General features: G+C 73.4%; 15 protein-coding genes. 5 read left to right on the top strand and 10 right to left on the bottom strand.

The genetic code is table 11. The features are described 5' to 3' along the window. Nucleotides 1–148: 148 nt before the first annotated feature. Together ACFQO7_RS00730 and ACFQO7_RS00725 are read right to left on the bottom strand one after the other, a co-directional pair. Complete coding sequence (locus ACFQO7_RS00730) at nucleotides 149–940, bottom strand: hypothetical protein (protein WP_376804491.1); 792 nt, start codon at nucleotides 938–940, stop codon at nucleotides 149–151. Nucleotides 941–1,168: 228 nt separating this feature from the next. Next, nucleotides 1,169–1,876, bottom strand: coding sequence for a hypothetical protein (locus ACFQO7_RS00725; protein ID WP_376804490.1), 708 nt, complete (start codon nucleotides 1,874–1,876; stop codon nucleotides 1,169–1,171). Nucleotides 1,877–1,981: 105 nt separating this feature from the next. On the opposite strand from ACFQO7_RS00725, the gene ACFQO7_RS00720 reads away from it, so the two are divergent. Further along, nucleotides 1,982–2,923 (top strand): HpcH/HpaI aldolase/citrate lyase family protein, encoded by a 942-nt coding sequence (locus ACFQO7_RS00720; RefSeq protein ID WP_376804489.1) that lies wholly within the window; start codon nucleotides 1,982–1,984, stop codon nucleotides 2,921–2,923. 45 nt (nucleotides 2,924–2,968) lie between these two features. Here ACFQO7_RS00720 and ACFQO7_RS00715 read toward each other — a convergent pair whose 3' ends face one another. The 4 genes from ACFQO7_RS00715 to ACFQO7_RS00700 all read right to left on the bottom strand — a co-directional run bounded on the left by ACFQO7_RS00715 (nucleotide 2,969) and on the right by ACFQO7_RS00700 (nucleotide 7,571). Continuing rightward, nucleotides 2,969–3,652 carry an FAD-dependent oxidoreductase gene (locus ACFQO7_RS00715; RefSeq protein WP_376804488.1) on the bottom strand — a complete coding sequence of 228 codons (684 nt, stop codon included), beginning with the start codon at nucleotides 3,650–3,652 and terminating at the stop codon, nucleotides 2,969–2,971. A gap of 312 nt (nucleotides 3,653–3,964) precedes the next feature. Further along, a complete protein-coding gene (locus tag ACFQO7_RS00710; protein ID WP_376804487.1) occupies nucleotides 3,965–5,434 on the bottom strand; it encodes an MmgE/PrpD family protein in 1,470 nt (489 codons plus the stop codon). Continuing rightward, nucleotides 5,431–6,375 (bottom strand): cyclase family protein, encoded by a 945-nt coding sequence (locus tag ACFQO7_RS00705; RefSeq protein WP_376804486.1) that lies wholly within the window; start codon nucleotides 6,373–6,375, stop codon nucleotides 5,431–5,433. The genes ACFQO7_RS00710 and ACFQO7_RS00705 overlap by 4 nt, the downstream gene beginning before the upstream one ends. Beyond that, complete coding sequence (locus tag ACFQO7_RS00700) at nucleotides 6,375–7,571, bottom strand: CaiB/BaiF CoA transferase family protein (RefSeq protein WP_376804485.1); 1,197 nt, start codon at nucleotides 7,569–7,571, stop codon at nucleotides 6,375–6,377. The genes ACFQO7_RS00705 and ACFQO7_RS00700 overlap by 1 nt, the downstream gene beginning before the upstream one ends. Before the next feature lie 77 nt (nucleotides 7,572–7,648). On the opposite strand from ACFQO7_RS00700, the gene ACFQO7_RS00695 reads away from it, so the two are divergent. Beyond that, entirely contained in the window at nucleotides 7,649–9,076 is a 1,428-nt protein-coding gene (locus ACFQO7_RS00695) for a dihydroorotase (protein WP_376804484.1), read from the top strand. A 106-nt stretch (nucleotides 9,077–9,182) separates the two neighbouring features. On the opposite strand, the gene ACFQO7_RS00690 is transcribed toward ACFQO7_RS00695, so the two are convergent. Further along, nucleotides 9,183–10,070, bottom strand: a complete 888-nt coding sequence (locus tag ACFQO7_RS00690; protein WP_376804483.1) for a hydroxymethylglutaryl-CoA lyase — start codon at nucleotides 10,068–10,070, stop codon at nucleotides 9,183–9,185. Between the two features lie 53 nt (nucleotides 10,071–10,123). Between ACFQO7_RS00690 and ACFQO7_RS00685 the strand changes: the two genes are divergently transcribed. Next, a complete protein-coding gene (locus ACFQO7_RS00685) occupies nucleotides 10,124–11,317 on the top strand; it encodes a CaiB/BaiF CoA transferase family protein (RefSeq protein ID WP_376804482.1) in 1,194 nt (397 codons plus the stop codon). Beyond that, a complete protein-coding gene (locus tag ACFQO7_RS00680) occupies nucleotides 11,317–11,937 on the top strand; it encodes an isochorismatase family protein (RefSeq protein ID WP_376804481.1) in 621 nt (206 codons plus the stop codon). The genes ACFQO7_RS00685 and ACFQO7_RS00680 overlap by 1 nt, the downstream gene beginning before the upstream one ends. Before the next feature lie 50 nt (nucleotides 11,938–11,987). Here the strand turns inward: ACFQO7_RS00680 and ACFQO7_RS00675 are convergent, their stop codons facing one another. From ACFQO7_RS00675 to ACFQO7_RS00665, 3 genes are all read right to left on the bottom strand, one after another. Continuing rightward, nucleotides 11,988–12,596 (bottom strand): fasciclin domain-containing protein, encoded by a 609-nt coding sequence (locus tag ACFQO7_RS00675; protein ID WP_360530389.1) that lies wholly within the window; start codon nucleotides 12,594–12,596, stop codon nucleotides 11,988–11,990. A gap of 81 nt (nucleotides 12,597–12,677) precedes the next feature. Further along, nucleotides 12,678–14,432, bottom strand: coding sequence for an AMP-binding protein (locus ACFQO7_RS00670; RefSeq protein WP_376804480.1), 1,755 nt, complete (start codon nucleotides 14,430–14,432; stop codon nucleotides 12,678–12,680). Nucleotides 14,433–14,452: 20 nt separating this feature from the next. Further along, on the bottom strand, nucleotides 14,453–15,955 hold the full coding sequence (locus ACFQO7_RS00665; protein WP_376804479.1) for a succinic semialdehyde dehydrogenase: 1,503 nt from the start codon (nucleotides 15,953–15,955) through the stop codon (nucleotides 14,453–14,455). Nucleotides 15,956–16,072: 117 nt separating this feature from the next. Here ACFQO7_RS00665 and ACFQO7_RS00660 point away from each other — a divergent pair, with 117 nt between their 5' ends. After that, nucleotides 16,073–16,828, top strand: coding sequence for an enoyl-CoA hydratase family protein (locus tag ACFQO7_RS00660; RefSeq protein WP_376804478.1), 756 nt, complete (start codon nucleotides 16,073–16,075; stop codon nucleotides 16,826–16,828). Nucleotides 16,829–16,890: the final 62 nt, after the last annotated feature.

Genomic DNA, 16,890 nt, shown 5'->3' with positions numbered 1-16,890 from the left:
TGTAGCCACTCGACGACCTATATGTTCCTGGCGGCTGGCGCGCCACCGTCGGGCGCGGCCGGCGCCCTGAGCCGCCATCGCCTAGAGCGGCCGGCGTCCGAAGCCGTCACCGTCCGGAGGCGGCCGCAGCGGCGCGGCCGCCTGGCGATCAGAGCCGCCTGCGCCGGCCGCCCTGCGACTCGTAGCGCTCGCCGCCGCGCGACGGGTCCCAGCGGCGGCTGCCGTCGTAGGTCGCGTACTCGCCGGACGGCCATTGCTGGGCGGGCTCGGTGACGGTGTCGGCGTCGGAGAAGTCCTGGCCCTTGCCCTTCACCGCGCGGTAGGTCAGCAGCGCGGCGACGAAGAAGATGCCCTGGGCCATGGTGTTCATGCCCTGCTGCACCCACTGGAAAGCCAGGGCGTCGCTGGCCGCGTGGCCGCGCAGCGGCACCAGCACGATCACGGCCAGCACGCTGACCGGGAAGAGCCCGGCCGCCAGGGCGTTGCCGTGCCGCCAGGCACGGATCGCGCCGAGCACGCTGATCCAGATGACGATGATCGTGGCGAAGATGAACGCCGGCTGAATCGAGCGGGCCTGCACCGCCAGGGTCGCCACGGCTGCTCCGATGAGCAGCAGCGGCCAGCGCCACCACCGCAGCGACTGGTGCAGCGACAGCGCCAGCAGCAGGCCACCCGCGGCCAGCAGCGGGAAGAGCAGGTCGTCCAGCCAGTTCACCTCGATCGACCAGGCGGCGTGCAGCAGCTTCCAGGTGGACTTCGCCGCGCCGCCCGCACCCATGAGCACGGCGCCGATCCTGCCCAGGGCCGACGGGGCCAGCAGCAGGAACCCGGCGAACGCCAGCAGGGTGGGCGCGAAGTCCTCCACCGCGAGCGCCACGCTGAGCGCGGGCGGCTGCTCCTCCGCAGCCACCGCCAGGATCGCCAACGCATTCATGGACATGCGCGCGAGCGTAACCGTGAGCAGTGATGGCGTTCCAGTCTGCGAAACGGACAACAAGTCACGGTCTACTTTGGAGGTATCCACCTTGCATGCGACACGTCCGTGCGCAGTCAGTCGATCACGGGAAGTGATCAACTGACTGCTGTATCGAAAGGGCCGCCCTCCCACCTTGGGAGGGCGGCCCTTCGCCGGTGCCGGGAGCCGCGTGGAACGAACCCGGCCCGGCGGCTACAGCTCGGCGAACGGCTTCAGCACGCCGAGCGCGGCGGCGACCAGCACGCTGCCCCAGATGCCCCACACGTACGGCAGGCAGCCGTCGATGGAGCGCTTGAGCGTGCTCTCGACCTCGGGCGTCGATCCCGTGGTCATCAGCGCGCCGAACGCCGGGCCGAACGGGCGCAGGGTCAGCCGGATGCCCAGCCCGCAGCCGATGGCCACGGTGTAGAGCAGCAGCTTCGCGCCGAGCCAGCGCGGATTCGTGTCGACGCCGAAGGGCTGGTCCGCGGCCAGGGTGTACACCGCCGTGAGGCCGAGTGCCGTGATCAGGGTCAGTCGGATCGTCCAGTCGGCGCGGCGCACCCAGGGCCGCCGGCCGGGATGGTGGTGGTCGGTGATGGTCGCGGCGAGCCAGGCGGCGGCGAACAGCCACACCGCGACGACCACCGGCCAGCCGAACGGGTTGACCCCGAACACCTGCGCGCCGTGCGGTTCCAGGGCCATCAGCGTGACGCCGCTGGGCAGGAACAGGACGAGGCAGATCTTCGGGCCGAGGTCGAGCCCGCCCATGATCTTCAGGGCGGTGGCGCGGGCGGCGGGGGTGAGGTCGGGCCGGAGGACGAACCGGCTCGACCAGAACACGCCCAGGTCGCCGCCGAGCCAGAAGACGAAGAGGATGATGTGGAGCAGAATCCACCAGCCGTGCGTATGCGGTCCCACCGCGTAATGGAAACACTGATCCGCTGTGAGAAACAAGCCCTTGACGGGCTGGTCAACGCCTGGCTAGCGTCGCCCCATGGTCGGCGATGACTCTGCGGGCACCGGATGAGGTCCTACCTGTACGTGCCCGGCGACAGCCCGACGAAGCTGGCCAAGGCGCTGACCGTCGGCGCGGACGCCCTCATCGTCGACCTGGAGGACGCCGTACCCCCGGCCGGCAAGGACGCCGCGCGGGTTGCTGTGGCCGCGTTCCTGGGCATGATCGCTGCTTCCGGTCAGAATCTGCGGTCGGACCCCAGCTCTGGACCCGAAACAGCGATCTCCGCAGCGGCGTCCGTCCGTGCGGACGCGGGTGGGAGCTCGGCCGCGGACCGGCCGCGGGTGTGGGTGCGGGTGAACCCGGCGGTGCTGGGCCACCTCGACGCGGCCGCGGTGGTCGGGCCGGGGCTGGCCGGGCTGTGCGTGGCCAAGACCGAATCGGTGGAGCAGCTGTCCGCGCTGGACGAGGTGCTGGCCGGACGGGAACGGGCGGCGGGGCTGGCCGTCGGCTCGACGAAGGTCGTGCCGCTGCTGGAGTCGGCGGCGGCGGTGCTGGCCGCGCCCGCGATCGCCCGTGGGCCGCGGGTGGCGCGGTTGCAGCTGGGCGAGGCCGATCTGGCCGCCGACCTCGGCGTCACCCTGGGGCCGGACGAGCGCGAACTGCTCTGGGTCCGCTCGCAGGTCGTGCTGGCCTGCGCCGCGGCGGGCATCGCCCCGCCGGTCGCGCCGGTGTCGGTGAACTTCCGCGACCCCGACGCCCTGCGCACCTCGACCCTGGCCCTGAAACGCCTCGGCTTCCGCGGCCGGGCCTGCGTCCACCCGGCTCAGCTCGCGGTGGTGCACGAGGTCTTCACGCCGACGGAACCTGAGCTGGCTGCCGCCCGCGACCTGGTGACCCGGCACGAGCAGGCCCTGCGCGACGGCTCCGGCGTATGCCTCGACGCCCACGGCCGCCTGGTCGACGAGGCTGTCGTCCGCTCCGCCCGCCGCCTGCTCGCCCTGGACTGACCCGCCGACCCGCTCCGCTCCGCGCGCGGGTCGGCGGGCCACCGGTCACGGGGCGACGGCCGTGGTGGCGTCGTCGTGCAGGCCCTTGAAGGTGTCGGTCTGGATGTCGTCGTCGGGGACGCCGGCGTTGTGCAGGTGCTCGACCGCGCCGGAGATGAACGCGTCCGAGCCGGCCACCAGGTACGCCGCGGGCGGTTCGACGTCGCCGACCGCGGCCAGGGTGTCGGCCAGCTCGGCCCGGCCGACCCGGTGGTACGCGATCGGCATGGCCGCGAACTCGTCGCCGTACAGGTAGTCGCCGCGTGCCGCGTGGACCAGCGCGACCGGGGTCTGCGGCTGGTGCACGCGCAGGTGCCGCAGGATCGAGCGGAACGGGGTCACCCCGATGCCGCCGCCGACGAGCACCAGCGGCCGGGCCGGGTCCTCGGGCAGCTTCAGGTGGCCCCCGATGCCGAAGACCTGCATCGCCGCGCCGGGCGCCAGCGACCGGAAGTGCTCCTGGAACGGCGACCCGGAGCTGTGGTCGAGGGTGAACCACACCTCGTCGTCGCCGGGCGCGGAGGCGAACGAGATCTCCCGCACCGGCTTGGCGAACCGGCGGAGCAGCTGCGGGAAGAACAGGTGCCCGTACTCGCCGGGCTGGAAGGACAGCGTGCCCTGCGGGCGGAAGCGGTACGTGAACACGTCGCCGTACTCGTGGGTGCTTCCGGTCAGGTGCAGTCGTGCCATCGGTGGTCCTCCTCGTGGGGCGCTGCCGCACATCCTCGCCCGTCCGGCCGGGTCCGGTCCAGCACCGCCTACGAGTATCGAAAACGGTCGACGCCGTACCGGTGGTGGATAGCTTGCGGGCTCCATCCACTCCCGAGAGGAGCCACGCCCATGGCTTTGTCCCATCCCGGCGGTCGTGCCATGTCCATCGCCGGAACCACCACCCTCCGGTGGACCTGCGGCGCCGGCCCTCAGTCCTACCAGGTCTGGTTCCGCAGTGAAAGGAAGGGCACCTTCTACAACACATAGCGATGAGAAGGTGCCCTTCCTTCGTCAGCAGGTGAGGGGGAGCAGGTGGGAGGCCGGTTGCTGGGCGCGGGTGGCGGCGGCGATCTCCGCGGCGCGGGCGGGGGTCAGGGCCGAGGCGTTGAGGCGGAACTTGAGGTCGAGGTCGGCTGAGGTCAGCGGGTGGGACTCGCTGCCGCGGGAGGCGTCGACGCGGTGCTCCAGTACGCGGCCGTCGGTGGTGCGTACCCGGAGCACGGCGGCGAAGGCGTTCGGGAACAGGGCGGTGGCGCGCTCGTCGGGCACGCAGGTCACCCGGGCTGCCAGTGCCAGGACGGCTTCGTCGAGGTCGCGGAAGTCGGCCGAGCCCACGCCCAGGCCGCCGCCGCCGAGCAGCGCCGTCGCGACGGTGTACGGCCCGGAGAACTTCCCGTGATACGCCGTCTGCGGCCGGGCCTTGTCGGCGGCCGGCTCGGCGATGGTGCGCAGCACCGGGGCGGCCACGCCCAGCTCGATCGACGCGACGTCGGCGGCGCGCAGCCCGGCGGCCCGCAGCGCGAGCGCGCAGTCGATGCCGGGGTGCGTGAAGTGGTTGGTCGGGTAGGGCTTGTAGACCGTGCGCGACAGCTCCCACCGCTCGCCGAGGCCGCCGAGCAGGGCGTCGGCGTCGAAGATCCCCGAGGTGTACGCGGCGAAGAAGCCGAACCGCCCCTCCAGCACCGTCGGCGGGCCGGTCAGCCCGTCGGCGGCGAACACGGCCGCGCTGACCCCGGCGTGCGCCGCCCAGCCGCAGTGCGTCTTCTTGACCGTGCCGCCGGTGCGATTGGCCTCCAGCAGCCCCGCGCCCATCGACGCGGCGATGCCCATCGCGTGCCCGATCCCGGCCGCGTCCAGTCCGTAGAGCAGTCCCGCCGCAGCCGCCCCGCCGATCGTGCCGCAGATCGAGGTGGCGTGCAGGCCCCGCTCGAAGAACACGGAGTTGCGCAGCTCCCGGTCGTACGCGGCCATGCCGAGCCGGTTGCAGATCTCGATCCCGGCCGCGACGGCGCGCACCAGCGACGGGCCGTCCGCGCCGGTGGCCTCGGCGGCCGCCAGCGCGGCGGGCACGATGCTCGCGCTCGGGTGCAGCACCGACGGCAGGTGCGTGTCGTCGAAGTCCAGCGCGTGCGCCATGACCCCGTTGACCAGCGCCGCGGCGGGCGCGGGCAGCCGGTCGCCCGCGCCGATCAGGGTCGCCTCGGGTGTGCCGCCCCAGCGGCGCACCGACGCGAGCACCGCCCGCACCGCGGGATCGTCCTGCGCGGCCAGCGCCAACCCGAGGATGTCGAGGATCCGGTCCGGCACCCCGTCCGGGACCGCGCCTTCCCGGCAGCCCGCGGCGAACTCGGCGAGCCGCGCCACCGCGTGCTCTGGGGAGTGGTGCGAGACGGCATCGGATCCCGTGGGCCGAGGGCCGGCGGCGTCGCCGCTCGGACGGGGTGCGGCAGCGGGACCGTCGATGGCCTGCTCGGTGGTCATGCCAGCACCGCCAGCGGGCGGACCGGGGCGCCGGTCGCGCCGACCAGGGGGAGCGGGTTGAGCACGAGCAGGATCTCGCGGGCGCCGGTGGCCAGCAGCGGGTCCAGGTTCATCGTCTCGATGATGTGCACGCCGTGCTCGACGAGCAGCACCCGGTGCGCGGGCAGCACGGCGTGGCCGCGCCCGGCGGGGATGTGCTCGAAGGCGATGGTCTCCGCGCCGACGGCGGCTGGGGAGTGCGCGGCCAGCCAGCGCGCGGCCGCCTCGTCCGGGCCCGGGGTGCCGTCGCGCACGCCGATGAAGGCGTCGTGTTCGGACCAGCGGCGGGACCAGCCGGTGCCGATCAGGATCACCTCGCCAGGGGCCAGGGTCAGGCCCGCCGCGGCGCGGTCGAGGTCCTCGGGCGTGATCGCGTACGCGGCGGGCAGCACGTCCACGCCGTGCGCGCGGGCCACGTCGAGCACCACGGCCCGGCCCAGGTACGGCGGGAACGTGTCGATGCCGAGGTCGCTGAAGCCCAGGTGGGACTGCAGCGGTGCGGCGGGGCGGCCGCCGTGCAGCAGGCCGTCCTGCGACACGTGCGACAGCGCGTCGACGTGCGTGCCGACGTGGCCGCCGGTGACGATCAGCTCGTTGGCGGCCGAACCGCCGTCGGGGCGCGTCATGTCGCCGTGCCGGCGTTCCAGAGCCATCCGGAACGGCGGATGGTTCGGCGACTGCGGCATGCCGCGGCGCATCGGCTGTGCGAGGTCGAGGACCCGCCGCCCCCGGAGCGCCTCCCACGGGGTGACGGATGCGGCCGCGTCGCTGCTCGGCGACGCCGTGCCGCCGGGCAGTGCTGTCGTGTCGTGCCCGGCGGCGCCGTTCGCGGTGCGCGACGGTGCGATTCGGCCGCTCGGGGCGGGTAGCAGTGCGTGCCGGTCCTGGTCGAGGCCCTGCATCAGATCACTCCCGTGTCGCGCAGTGCGGCCAGCTCGTCCGGGGTGAGGCCGAGCCGGTCGCGGTAGACGGTGTCGTTGTCGGCCCCGCGAGGCCGCCCGGTCCAGCCGATGCGGCCGGGGGTCTGGGACATGCGGTAGAGCACGTTCGGCATGCGCAGCGGGCCGAGCACCGGGTCGTCGACGGTGGTGATCGAGTCGAGGGCGGCGAACTGCGGATCGGCGAAGACGTCGGTGATGTCGTAGATCGGGGCGACCGCGGCCTGCGCCTCGTCGAACGCCTGCGCCACTTCGACCAGGTCGCGCTGCGCGATCCACGCCCCGACGTGGGCGTCCAGCTCGTCGGCGTGCGCGGCGCGGCCTGCCCCGGTCGCGAACCACGGTTCGGCGATCACCTCGGGGTGCCCGACCAGGCGCATGACCCGTTCGGCGATGGCCTGGGCGCTGGTGGACACGGCGACCCAGCGGTCGTCACGGGTGCGGTACGTGTTGCGCGGCGAGTTGTTGACCGAGCGGTTGCCGGTGCGCTGCTGCACGAGCCCGAGCTGGTCGTACGCCATGGCCTGCATACCCAGCACGGTGAGCATCGGCTCGACGATGGCCAGGTCGACGACCTGCCCGGTCCCGCCGCGCGCGTCGCGGTGGTAGAGCGCGGTCATGACGGCCTGCGCGCAGGTCAGCGCGGAGATGCCGTCGGCCAGCCCGAACGGCGGCAGGGTGGGCGGTCCGTCGGGTGCCCCGGTGATCGCGGCGAAGCCGCTCATGGCCTCGGCGAGGGTGCCGAACCCGGGCCGGTGCGCGTACGGGCCGTGCTGGCCGAACGCGGTGACCCGGGCGACGATCAGGCGCGGGTTGACCTCGTGCAACACCTCGGGGGACAGGCCCCAGCGCTCCAGCGTGCCGGGCCGGAAGTTCTCGATGAGCACGTCGGCGTCGGCGAGCAGCCGTTTGGCCAGCTCGGCTCCCTCGGCACGGCCGAGGTCGAGGGTGACGGTCTGCTTGTTGCGGCCCAGCATGGTCCACCACAGCGGCACGCCGTCGCGGGACGGGCCGTGGCCGCGGGACGGGTCGCCCTTCGCCGGGTGCTCGATCTTGATCACGTCCGCGCCGTAGTCGCCGAGGATCGTGGCGGCCAGGGGGCCGGCGAAGAGGGTCGCGGCGTCGACGACGGTGACGCCGGACAGGGCGGCGGGCGGCATGGGGGAACGGTACACGCCCTACCCTCAAAAAGGAAACCTCGTTACAGTGTGCGAAACGCACCCCTGGGAGGACCGCCATGGCTCGATACGATCTGCTGGTCAAGGACGGCACGCTGGTGCTGCCGTATGTCGGCACGGTACGCGCAGATCTCGCCGTACGCGATGGGAAGATCGTGTCGATCAGTGACGACCTCGACGCGGCGCAGGCCGAGCAGGTGCTGGACGCGAGCGGCCGGCTGGTCTTCCCCGGGGCCGTCGACGCCCACTACCACCTGGGCATCTACCGCGACCTGGCGCTCGACGCGGCCGAGGAGACCCGGTCCTCGCTGGTCGGCGGCGTGACCACGGTGCTGTCCTACTTCCGCACCGGCCAGCACTACCTCAACCGCACCGGCCCGTACGCAGAGATCTTCCCGCAGGTGCTCGACGCGGTCGCCGGGCACGCCTGGACCGACTACGGCTTCCACCTCGCGCCGATGGACACCGCCCAGGTCGGCGAGGTGCCGTCGCTGATCGACGAGCACGGCGTCAGCTCGTTCAAGTACTACATGTTCTACAAGGGCTTCAACCTGTCCGCCGACTCCCGCGACGCCAAGTCGTTCACCATGAGCGACGAGTACGACCTCGGCCACCTGTACCAGATCATGGAGGCGGTCGCGGCCAACCAGCGCGAGGGCCGCCGGGTCTCGCTGTCGCTGCACTGCGAGCAGGCCGAGCTGATGCGGCTGTTCATCGACCGGGTCCGGGCGGCGGGCGACCCGCAGACCCTGAAGGCGTACTCCGACGCCCGCCCGCCGCTGACCGAGCAGGTCGCCATCGGCGAGGCGACGACCCTGGCCGGCGCGACCGGCTGCCCCGTCAACCTGCTGCACCTGTCGTCGGCCGAGGCGATCGCCGCCGCGGCCGCCGCCAAGGCCACCAAACGTCTCGACCTGCGCTGCGAGGTGACGCTGCACCACCTGTGCCTGGACCACGAGAGCCTGGACCGCCGCGGCGGCCTCGGCGCGAAGGTCAACCCGCCGATCCGGTCCGTATCGGACACCGAGGCGCTGTGGGCGGCCGTGCTCGACGGCACCGTGGACTGGGTCGCCTCCGACCACGCCTGCTGCCTGGAGGAGAACAAGGGCGACGCGCTGTGGCCCGCGCTGCCCGGCTTCGGCGGCACCGCGCTGCTGTACCCGATCCTGCTCAGCGAGGGCATGCACAAGCGCGGCCTGTCCCCGCAGCGCGTCGCCGAACTGGCCGCGGGCAACCCGGCCCGCGCGTACGGCCTGGCCGGGCGCAAGGGCAGCCTGATGGTGGGCATGGACGCCGACCTGACCATCGTGGACCCGGAGCTGGAGCAGGAGGTCACCACCGACCTGCTGCTCTCCGGCCAGGACCACTGCCCGTTCGAGGGCCACAAGGTCAAGGGCTGGCCCGTCGCCACCGTCGTCGGCGGCCACCTCGCCTACCGCGACGGAACGGTCCTCGGCACCCCCACGGGCCGCTTCGTCGCCCGCTGACCCGGCCCGCCCATCCCCCCCCCGGCAACTCTCAAAAAGTTGCGGTCTCCAGGGGGTCTGGAGACCGCAACTTTTTAAGAGTTGCGACAGGTGGGGTGGCGGCGGGTCAGGCGGGCGGGAAGGGGCCGGCGCGGCCGAGCATGGCGGGGGCGGTGACGTCGAGCTGGTTCGCGATCCAGGTCCCCGTGTCGGCCAGGGCGGCCAGGTGCACGCCGGTGTCGATGCCGGAGCGCTCCAGCAGGTAGGCGAGGTCCTCGGTGGCGATGTTGCCGGTGGCCGCCGGGGCGAACGGGCAGCCGCCGATGCCGCCGGTGCTGGCGTCCAGCGCGGACACCCCGTAGTCCAGGGCGGCCAGCGCGTTGGCGTACCCCGTGTTGCGGGTGTTGTGGAAGTGCGCGCGCAGCGCGACGCCGGGCGCGACCGCGCGCACGGCCGGGACCAGTTCGGCGACCTGGCGCGGCACGCCGACGCCGATGGTGTCGGCGAGGCAGATCTCGTCGGGCCGGGTGCGCGCGGCGGCGACCAGCCCGGCCACGTGCTCGGCGGACACCTCGCCGGTGAACGGGCAGCCGAACGCGGCGGCGACGGTCAGCGTGGCGCGCAGCCCGGCGGCGCGGGCCCCGGCGGCGACCTCGTCCCACTGCGCGAGCGACGCGGCGGTGCTCATGCCCTGGTTGCGCTGGGAGAACTCGTCGGTGGCGACCAGCACGTAGTTGACCTCGTCCACGCCCGCCGAGGCGAGCGCGCGGTCGAGCCCACGCCGGTTGAGCACCAGGCCGATGTAGGACACGCCCGCGGGGCGGGGGACGGCGGCGAGCACCGCCTCGGCGTCGGCCATCTGCGGCACCCGGGCCGGGTGGGCGAACGCGACCGCCTCGATGCGGCGCACTCCCGCGGCGATCGAGCGCGTGATGTACTCGACCTTCACCTCGGTGGACAGCAGCGTCTTCTCGTTCTGCAGCCCGTCACGCGGGCCGACCTCGACGATCTCCACGACACCCTCGGTTCCTCTAGCGAAACAGCGTTTCCAAAGCATAGGATGCCGCCGTGACAGGCGCACTATCCGACATCAGGGTCATCGAGACGGGCACGCTGCTGGCCGGCCCGTTCTGCGGCCAGCTACTCGGCGATTTCGGCGCCGAGGTCATCAAACTCGAGGACCCGGGCAAGGGCGACCCGATGCGCCAGTGGGGCCGGGAGAAGCCGCACGGGCAGTCGCTGTGGTGGCCGGTGGTCGCCCGCAACAAGAAGTCCGTGACCTGCAACCTCCGCGTCAAGGAGGGCCAGGACCTGGTGCGGCGGCTGGTCGCCGACGCGGACGTGCTGCTGGAGAACTTCCGCCCCGGCACCCTGGAACGCTGGGGTCTCGGCTGGGACGAGCTGTCCGCGATCAACCCGCGGCTGATCCTGGTCCGGGTCACCGGCTACGGCCAGACCGGCCCGTACGCCCCGCGCGCCGGGTTCGGCTCGATCGGCGAGGCGATGGGCGGCATCCGGTACGTGACCGGTGAGGCCGACCGGCCGCCGTCGCGTTCGGGCATCTCGCTCGGCGACTCGCTGGCCGCCACGTACGCCGCGTACGGCACCCTCGCCGCGCTGCACGCCCGCGAGCGCACCGGCCGCGGCCAGGTCGTCGACTCGGCGATCTACGAGGCCGTGCTGGCGATGATGGAGTCCCTGCTGCCCGAGTGGGCGGTGGCCGGCTACCAGCGCGAGCGCACCGGCGCGGTGCTGCCCAACGTGGCCCCGAGCAACGCCTACCCGACCGTGGACGGCACCGAGCTCCTGATCGGAGCGAACCAGGACACCGTGTTCCGGCGGCTGTGCGAGGTCATGGGCGCACCGGAGCTGGCCGACGATCCCCGCTACGCCACCCACGGCGCGCGCGGCGCGCACCAGGCCGAGCTCGACGACCTGATCGCCGCCTGGACCCGCACCCCGCACCCGGACAAGCTGCTCGCCGCGCTGCACGACGCGGGCGTGCCGGCCGGCGGCGTCTACACGGCCAAGGACATCCTGGCCGACCCGCACGTCGCCGCCCGGGAGGCGGTCGTGCGCGTGCCGCACCCCGACTTCGGCGAGCTGCCCATGCAGAACGTCGCCCCGCGCCTGTCGGCCGACCCCGGCTCGGTGCGCTGGGCCGGGCCGGCGCTGGGCCAGCACAACGACGAGGTGTACGGCAACCTGCTGGGCCTGTCCGAGACCGAGCGGGCGCAGCTGCGGGAGCGGGGCGTCATCTGATGGCGCTGGACGCCGACTACGCGCGGGCCGGGTTCGCCCGGCGGCTCGGCTGGGGCGAGCGCCCCGCGGTGCTGCTGGTCGACCCGGTGGCCGCGTACACGATGGACGGCTCGCCGCTGCGGCTCGACACCGGGCAGGCGGCCCTGGAGGCGATGGCCGCGCTGCTGGCGGCCGCGCGGGCGGTGGGGCTGCCGGTGGTGCTGACCGGAGTGCGGTACGCCGACGCCGGCTGCGCCGAGGCCCCGCTGTTCGCCGCGAAGGTGCCCGCGCTGGCGGCGTTCGCGGCGGGCAGCCCGCTGGGCGAGTTCCCGGCCGAGGTCGCCCCCGCGCCGGGGGAGCACGTCGTGCTCAAGCATTACGCGAGCGCGTTCGCGGGCACCTCGCTGCCGGCCTGGCTGACCGCGCACCGGGTGGACACGCTGGTCATCGGCGGCTTCTCGACCAGTGGCTGCGTACGCGCCTCGGCCGTGGACGCGCTGCAGCACGGCTTCCGGCCGATGGTCGTCCGCGAGGCCTGCGCCGACCGCGATCCCGGCCCGCACGAGGCGAACCTGTTCGACCTCGACGCCAAGTACGCCGACGTGGTGAGCCTGGCCGAGGCGCTGACCCGGCTCGGCTGACCATGGGCACTCCCCGGCCCGGAACGCGGGCCGGGGAGCGGTCGTTCGGCTCAGGACGGCGGCATCAGCACGGAGTCGACGATGTACACCGTGCCGTTGCTGGTCTGCACGTTGCCGCAGACCACCTTCGCGCTGTCGTTGACCTTGAAGTCCGTGCCGCCGCCGGACACGGTCAGGTCCTGCCCCTCCAGGGTCTTGTGGGTGCCCGCGAGCTGCTCGGGCGCGGTCTTCCCGGCCACCACGTGGTAGGTCAGGATCTTCGTGAGCAGCGCCTTGTCGGCCAGCACCTTGTCCAGATCGGCCTTCGGGATCTTCGCGAAGGCGTCGTTGGTGGGCGCGAAGACGGTGACCGCCTCGGCGTTGTTGAGCGTGTCCACCAGGCCGGCCTGCTTCACCGCGGTGACCAGCGTGGACAGCAGCGGGTTGCCCGAGGCCGCGGTGGCCACGGGTTGCTTGGCCATGGCCTCGAAGCTGCCGGCGTTGTTCGGGTCCTTGGGTACGGCCGCGCAGCCGGGCCCGAACTCCTCCGCGGCCATCGCGGCGGTGCCCGTGCCGGTGGCCTGGGTGGCCATCGTGTCGGTGCCGCAGGCCGTCAGGGCCAGCGGAAACGCGAACAGACCGGCTGCCGCGAGCGCGGTCAGCCTCCTCTTGCCGAGCATGTCGGTGTCCTTCCTCCGGTGTGACTTCAGGAGGGGATTCGACGCCGGGCCCGGCATGGTTTGGTCGGATGGCCGGATTTCTTAATTTTCTGATTTCTGAGCGTTATGGGAATATCTTTCGGGTGACGCGTAGAGCGTTTCGATCACCGAGGCGTACTTGCGCACGATCGCCGCGCGGCGCAGCTTCAGGGTCGGCGTCAGCTCGTCCCCGCCCGGCGCCCACACCGCGTCCAGCACCTCGTACCGCTTGATCTGCTCGACCCGGGACAGCTCGGCGTTGCCCGCGGCGACCCCGGCCGCGATCGCGTCGGGCACCGCCGCCGCCCCGTGCCGCGCGGTGAACGACGCGACCGCCTCCGGGTCGGCCACGATCAAGGCCACGTTGTACGGCCGCCCGTCGCCGACCACGACCAGCGCGCCGATCAGCGGGCACGCCGACTTGACCACGCCCTCGATGTTGGCCGGGGACATGTTCTTGCCAGCCGCGTTGATGATCAGTTCCTTCTTGCGGTCCACGATGGACACGTACCCGTCGGCGTCGATCGTGGCCACGTCGCCGGTGCGCAGCCAGCCGTCGGCGTCGAACGCCTCGGCGGTGCGGGCCGGGTCGCGGTGGTAGCCGCGGGTCACCAGCGGCCCGCGGATCAGCAGCTCGCCGTCGTCGGCCAGGCGCACCCGCACCCCCGGCGCGGGGATGCCGACCGTGCCGGGGCGGATCGCCGCGGGCGGGTTGAGGGTGCTCGCCCCGCAGGTCTCCGACATGCCCCAGATCTCGCACACCGGCAGCCCGAGGTCGAGGAAGAACTCCAGCACCGGCACCGGCAGCGCGGCCGCACCGCACATCGCCCAGCGCATCCGGTCCATGCCCAGCCGGGCCAGCACCTGGCCGAGCACCAGCCGGTCCGCGACCCGGGCCAGCGCTCGCGCGGCCGGGCCGCCCCGCCTGCCCCGGCCCCAGCGCAGCGCCAGCCGGAACGCCCACCGCCGCGGCGCGGGCGCGTCGAGCAGCGCGTCCTCGATCCGCGCGCGCATCTTCTCGAACACCCGCGGCACCGCCGCCCAGTACGTCGGGCGCACCTGGGCCAGGGCGGGGCCGAGCTGGGTCAGGTCGGCCAGGCAGGTGATCCGCGCGCCGTAGAGCAGTTGCAGGTAGTGGCTGGCCAGGCGGTCGGCGACGTGCGCTGCGGGCAGGTAGGACAGCCCGTGGTCGGCGCGTTCCATAGGAAAGAGCGCTGTTACCGCGTCCGCCTCGGCGAGCAGGTTGGCGTGGGTCAGCTCGACACCCTTGGGCGGGCCGGTGGTGCCCGAGGTGTAGATGAGGGTGAGCAGGTCGTCGGGCTGCACGGCCCGCCACGCGGCGTCGAAGTCGAAGCCCGGCTCGGCCAGCGCGCACAGCTCGTCGAGGGTGACCGTGCCGTCGGGCCGGCCGTCGACACACACCAGGTGCTCGTAACCGGCCCCGCTGGCGATGATGCGCGCCGCGGACTGCGTCTCGCAGATCACGACCCGCGCCTGCGCGTTGTCGAGCACGTAGGCGATCTGGGCGGGCGATGACGTGTTGTAGACCGAGAACGGCACCGCGCCCAGGTGGATCGCCGCGGTGTCGGCAAGGTGGAACTCGGGCCGGTTGGCCAGCATCAGCGCGACGGTCTGGCCCCGTCGCACGCCCGCACCCGCCAGGCCTGCCGCGATGGCCCGCACCCGCTCGGCGTACTCCCGCCAGGTCAGCTCCGTGTCGGAGCCGTACGCGCCGAGCGCGACGTCGTCGGGCGCGACCGCGGCGGTCGCCTGGAAGGCCGCGCACAGGGTCGTGACGGGGGAGGTGACGGGGGGCATCGGGTCCTTTCCGGAACGGGTCAGCGCAGGTGCAGCAGCTGCATGGCGCGCACGGCGGCGGTCAGCGCGCGGGCGTAGCGGGCCTGCCCGGGGCCGGCCGGCGGGGTGAGGTTCAGGCGCTGGTGGGCGATGGTCTGCGCGGCCGTGTAGGCGAGCAGCCCGGCGGTGCCGTGGCGGCGGCCGAGCCCGGACGACTTCATGCCGCCCATGGGCGCGTCGTGCGAGGCGTACGCGGCCGCGTAGCCCTCGTTGATGTTCACCGTCCCGGCCCGCAGCCGCCGGGCCAGCGCCCGTGCCGCGCCGGTGTCCCGGCTGAACACGGCCGCGTTCAGGCCGTACTCGGTGTCGTTGGCCAGCGCGACCGCCGCGTCGTCGCCAGGCACCGCGAACACGGCCACCACCGGCCCGAACGTCTCCTCGCGGTACACGGCCATGTCCGGGGTGACCCCGGCCAGCACGGTCGGCTCGTGGAACAGCGGGCCCAGGTCGGGACGGGCCGCGCCACCGGCCAGCACCACGGCCCCGCGTCCGGTCGCGTCCTCGATGTGCCGGCGCACGGTGGCCAGCACCCGGGGCAGGCTGAGCGAACCCATCTGTGGGCCGTAGTCCAGGTCGGCGGCCAGCCGCAGCCCGCGCACGAGGGGCAGGAAGCGCTCCAGGAACGCGGCGTGCACGCTCTCGTGCACGATGATGCGCTCGGCGGACAGGCACAGCTGCCCGGCGCTGGCGAAACAGGCCCGCACGGCGGCGTGCGCGGCCTGGTCGAGGTCGGCGTCGGCGCGTACCAGCAGCGAGTTCTTGCCGCCGAGCTCTAGCGAGCAGCCGATCAGCCGCCGCCCCGCGCCCGTCGCGACCGCTCGGCCCGCGGCCGTGGAACCGGTCAGGCTCAGGTGGTCCGCGCCGTCGAGCAGCGCGTCGCCGATGTCCGCCGGTTCGCCGGTGACCTGCTGCCACAGCCCGTCCGGCAGCCCGGCCTCGGTCATCAGGTCCCGCGTCCACGCGGCGGTCCGCGCGGTCTGGGTGTCCGGCTTGTGCACCACCGCGTTGCCGGCCAGCAGCGCGGGCACGATGTCGGTGACGGCCAGCGCCAGCGGATAGTTCCACGGCGTGACCACCCCGACCACGCCGAGCGGATGGCGCACCTCGACCGCGTACGTCAGCAGCGGCAGCGCGCCGCCCCGGCGGCGCGGTCGCAGCAGGCGCGGCGCGCGGCGGGCGTAGTACGTGCTGACCAGCGCCGCGTCCAGCACCTCCTCGTGCGCGTGCAGCCGGGCCTTGCCCGTCTCGTGCTGCACCAGGTCGAGGATCTCGTCCTGGCGGCGCAGCAGGAGCGCGGCGAAGCGCCGCACCGGCCGGGCCCGCTCGCGTGCGGGCAGGGCGGCCCAGCCCGACTGGGCCGCGCGAGCCCTGGTGTAGGCCAGCGCGACATCGTCGGCAGTGGACTGCCGCACGGGTGGGAGGGGCTCGCCGGTGAGCGGCGCCAGCGGAGTGGCGACGGCTGCCCGGCGTCGAGGGATGCCCATGCGTGCACGGTAGCCCTTCGGACCGCAAACGCAAGAGGCTGTCGTATCAACGCTGGTCAGCGCCGTATAAATCAAGCGCGCTTGACTTTTATTGGTCGGCTCATGAGGGTTGACTCCGTGGCTGACCTCGTGACCTCGACCGTGGAGCGCGGCGTCGCGACGCTGACGCTGGACTCCCCGCACAACCGCAACGCCCTGTCCGCCGTGCTCGTCGCGCAGCTCGGCGAGGCGCTGACCGCCGCGGCGGCCGACCCCGGCGTACGCGCCGTGGTGCTGACCCACACCGGCCGCGTCTTCTGCGCCGGCGCGGACCTGACCGAGGCCGCCGGCGGCGGGATCGCCGAGGGCACCGTGCGCCTGCTGGGGCTGCTACGGGCCATCGTCGACCTGCCGAAACCGGTGGTGGCGCGGGTGGACGGCCAGGTGCGCGCGGGCGGCCTGGGCCTGCTCGGCGCGTGCGACATCGCGCTGGCCGGGCCCGCCTCGGGCTTCGCGTTCACCGAGGCCAGGCTCGGCGTCGCCCCCGCCGTGATCTCGCTGACCACGCTCACCCGGATGCCGGAGCGCGCCGCCGCGCGCTACTTTCTGACCGGCGAGGTGTTCGACGCCGTCGCCGCCGTCGCCTGCGGGCTGGTCACCCAGGCTGGGGACGATGTGGACGCGCTGCTGGCCGGCGTGCTGGACGGGCTGCGCGCCGCCTCGCCACAGGGCCTGGCCGCGTCGAAGTCGCTGACCACCGCCGTGGTGCGCCGGGCTCTGGACGAGCACGGGTTGCGCCTGGCCGAGGAGTCGGCGCGGCTGTTCGCCACGGACGAGGCGGTCGAGGGCATGACGGCGTTCCTGCAGCGCCGCAAGCCGTCCTGGGCGGCGTGACCAGCATATCGATATGTTGGCATAAATCATCGCTTGTCTCGTCAAGGGAAACGGTGTTCCAC

Source organism: Catellatospora aurea, from assembly GCF_042663325.1.
GTDB lineage: Bacteria > Actinomycetota > Actinomycetes > Mycobacteriales > Micromonosporaceae > Catellatospora > Catellatospora aurea.
Note: the sequence above shows the minus strand (reverse complement) of the source record. Positions and strands in the feature narration are given on the sequence as shown.

What these genes read in the sequence shown, in the direction of transcription:
- ACFQO7_RS00730 (WP_376804491.1), bottom strand. Translation starts at nt 940, where the DNA reads ATGTCCATGAATGCGTTGGCGATCCTGGCGGTGGCTGCGGAGGAGCAG.
- ACFQO7_RS00720 (WP_376804489.1), top strand. Translation starts at nt 1,982, where the DNA reads ATGAGGTCCTACCTGTACGTGCCCGGCGACAGCCCGACGAAGCTGGCC.
- ACFQO7_RS00715 (WP_376804488.1), bottom strand. Translation starts at nt 3,652, where the DNA reads ATGGCACGACTGCACCTGACCGGAAGCACCCACGAGTACGGCGACGTG.
- ACFQO7_RS00710 (WP_376804487.1), bottom strand. Translation starts at nt 5,434, where the DNA reads ATGACCACCGAGCAGGCCATCGACGGTCCCGCTGCCGCACCCCGTCCG.
- ACFQO7_RS00705 (WP_376804486.1), bottom strand. Translation starts at nt 6,375, where the DNA reads ATGCAGGGCCTCGACCAGGACCGGCACGCACTGCTACCCGCCCCGAGC.
- ACFQO7_RS00700 (WP_376804485.1), bottom strand. Translation starts at nt 7,571, where the DNA reads ATGCCGCCCGCCGCCCTGTCCGGCGTCACCGTCGTCGACGCCGCGACC.
- ACFQO7_RS00695 (WP_376804484.1), top strand. Translation starts at nt 7,649, where the DNA reads ATGGCTCGATACGATCTGCTGGTCAAGGACGGCACGCTGGTGCTGCCG.
- ACFQO7_RS00680 (WP_376804481.1), top strand. Translation starts at nt 11,317, where the DNA reads ATGGCGCTGGACGCCGACTACGCGCGGGCCGGGTTCGCCCGGCGGCTC.
- ACFQO7_RS00675 (WP_360530389.1), bottom strand. Translation starts at nt 12,596, where the DNA reads ATGCTCGGCAAGAGGAGGCTGACCGCGCTCGCGGCAGCCGGTCTGTTC.
- ACFQO7_RS00670 (WP_376804480.1), bottom strand. Translation starts at nt 14,432, where the DNA reads ATGCCCCCCGTCACCTCCCCCGTCACGACCCTGTGCGCGGCCTTCCAG.
- ACFQO7_RS00665 (WP_376804479.1), bottom strand. Translation starts at nt 15,955, where the DNA reads ATGGGCATCCCTCGACGCCGGGCAGCCGTCGCCACTCCGCTGGCGCCG.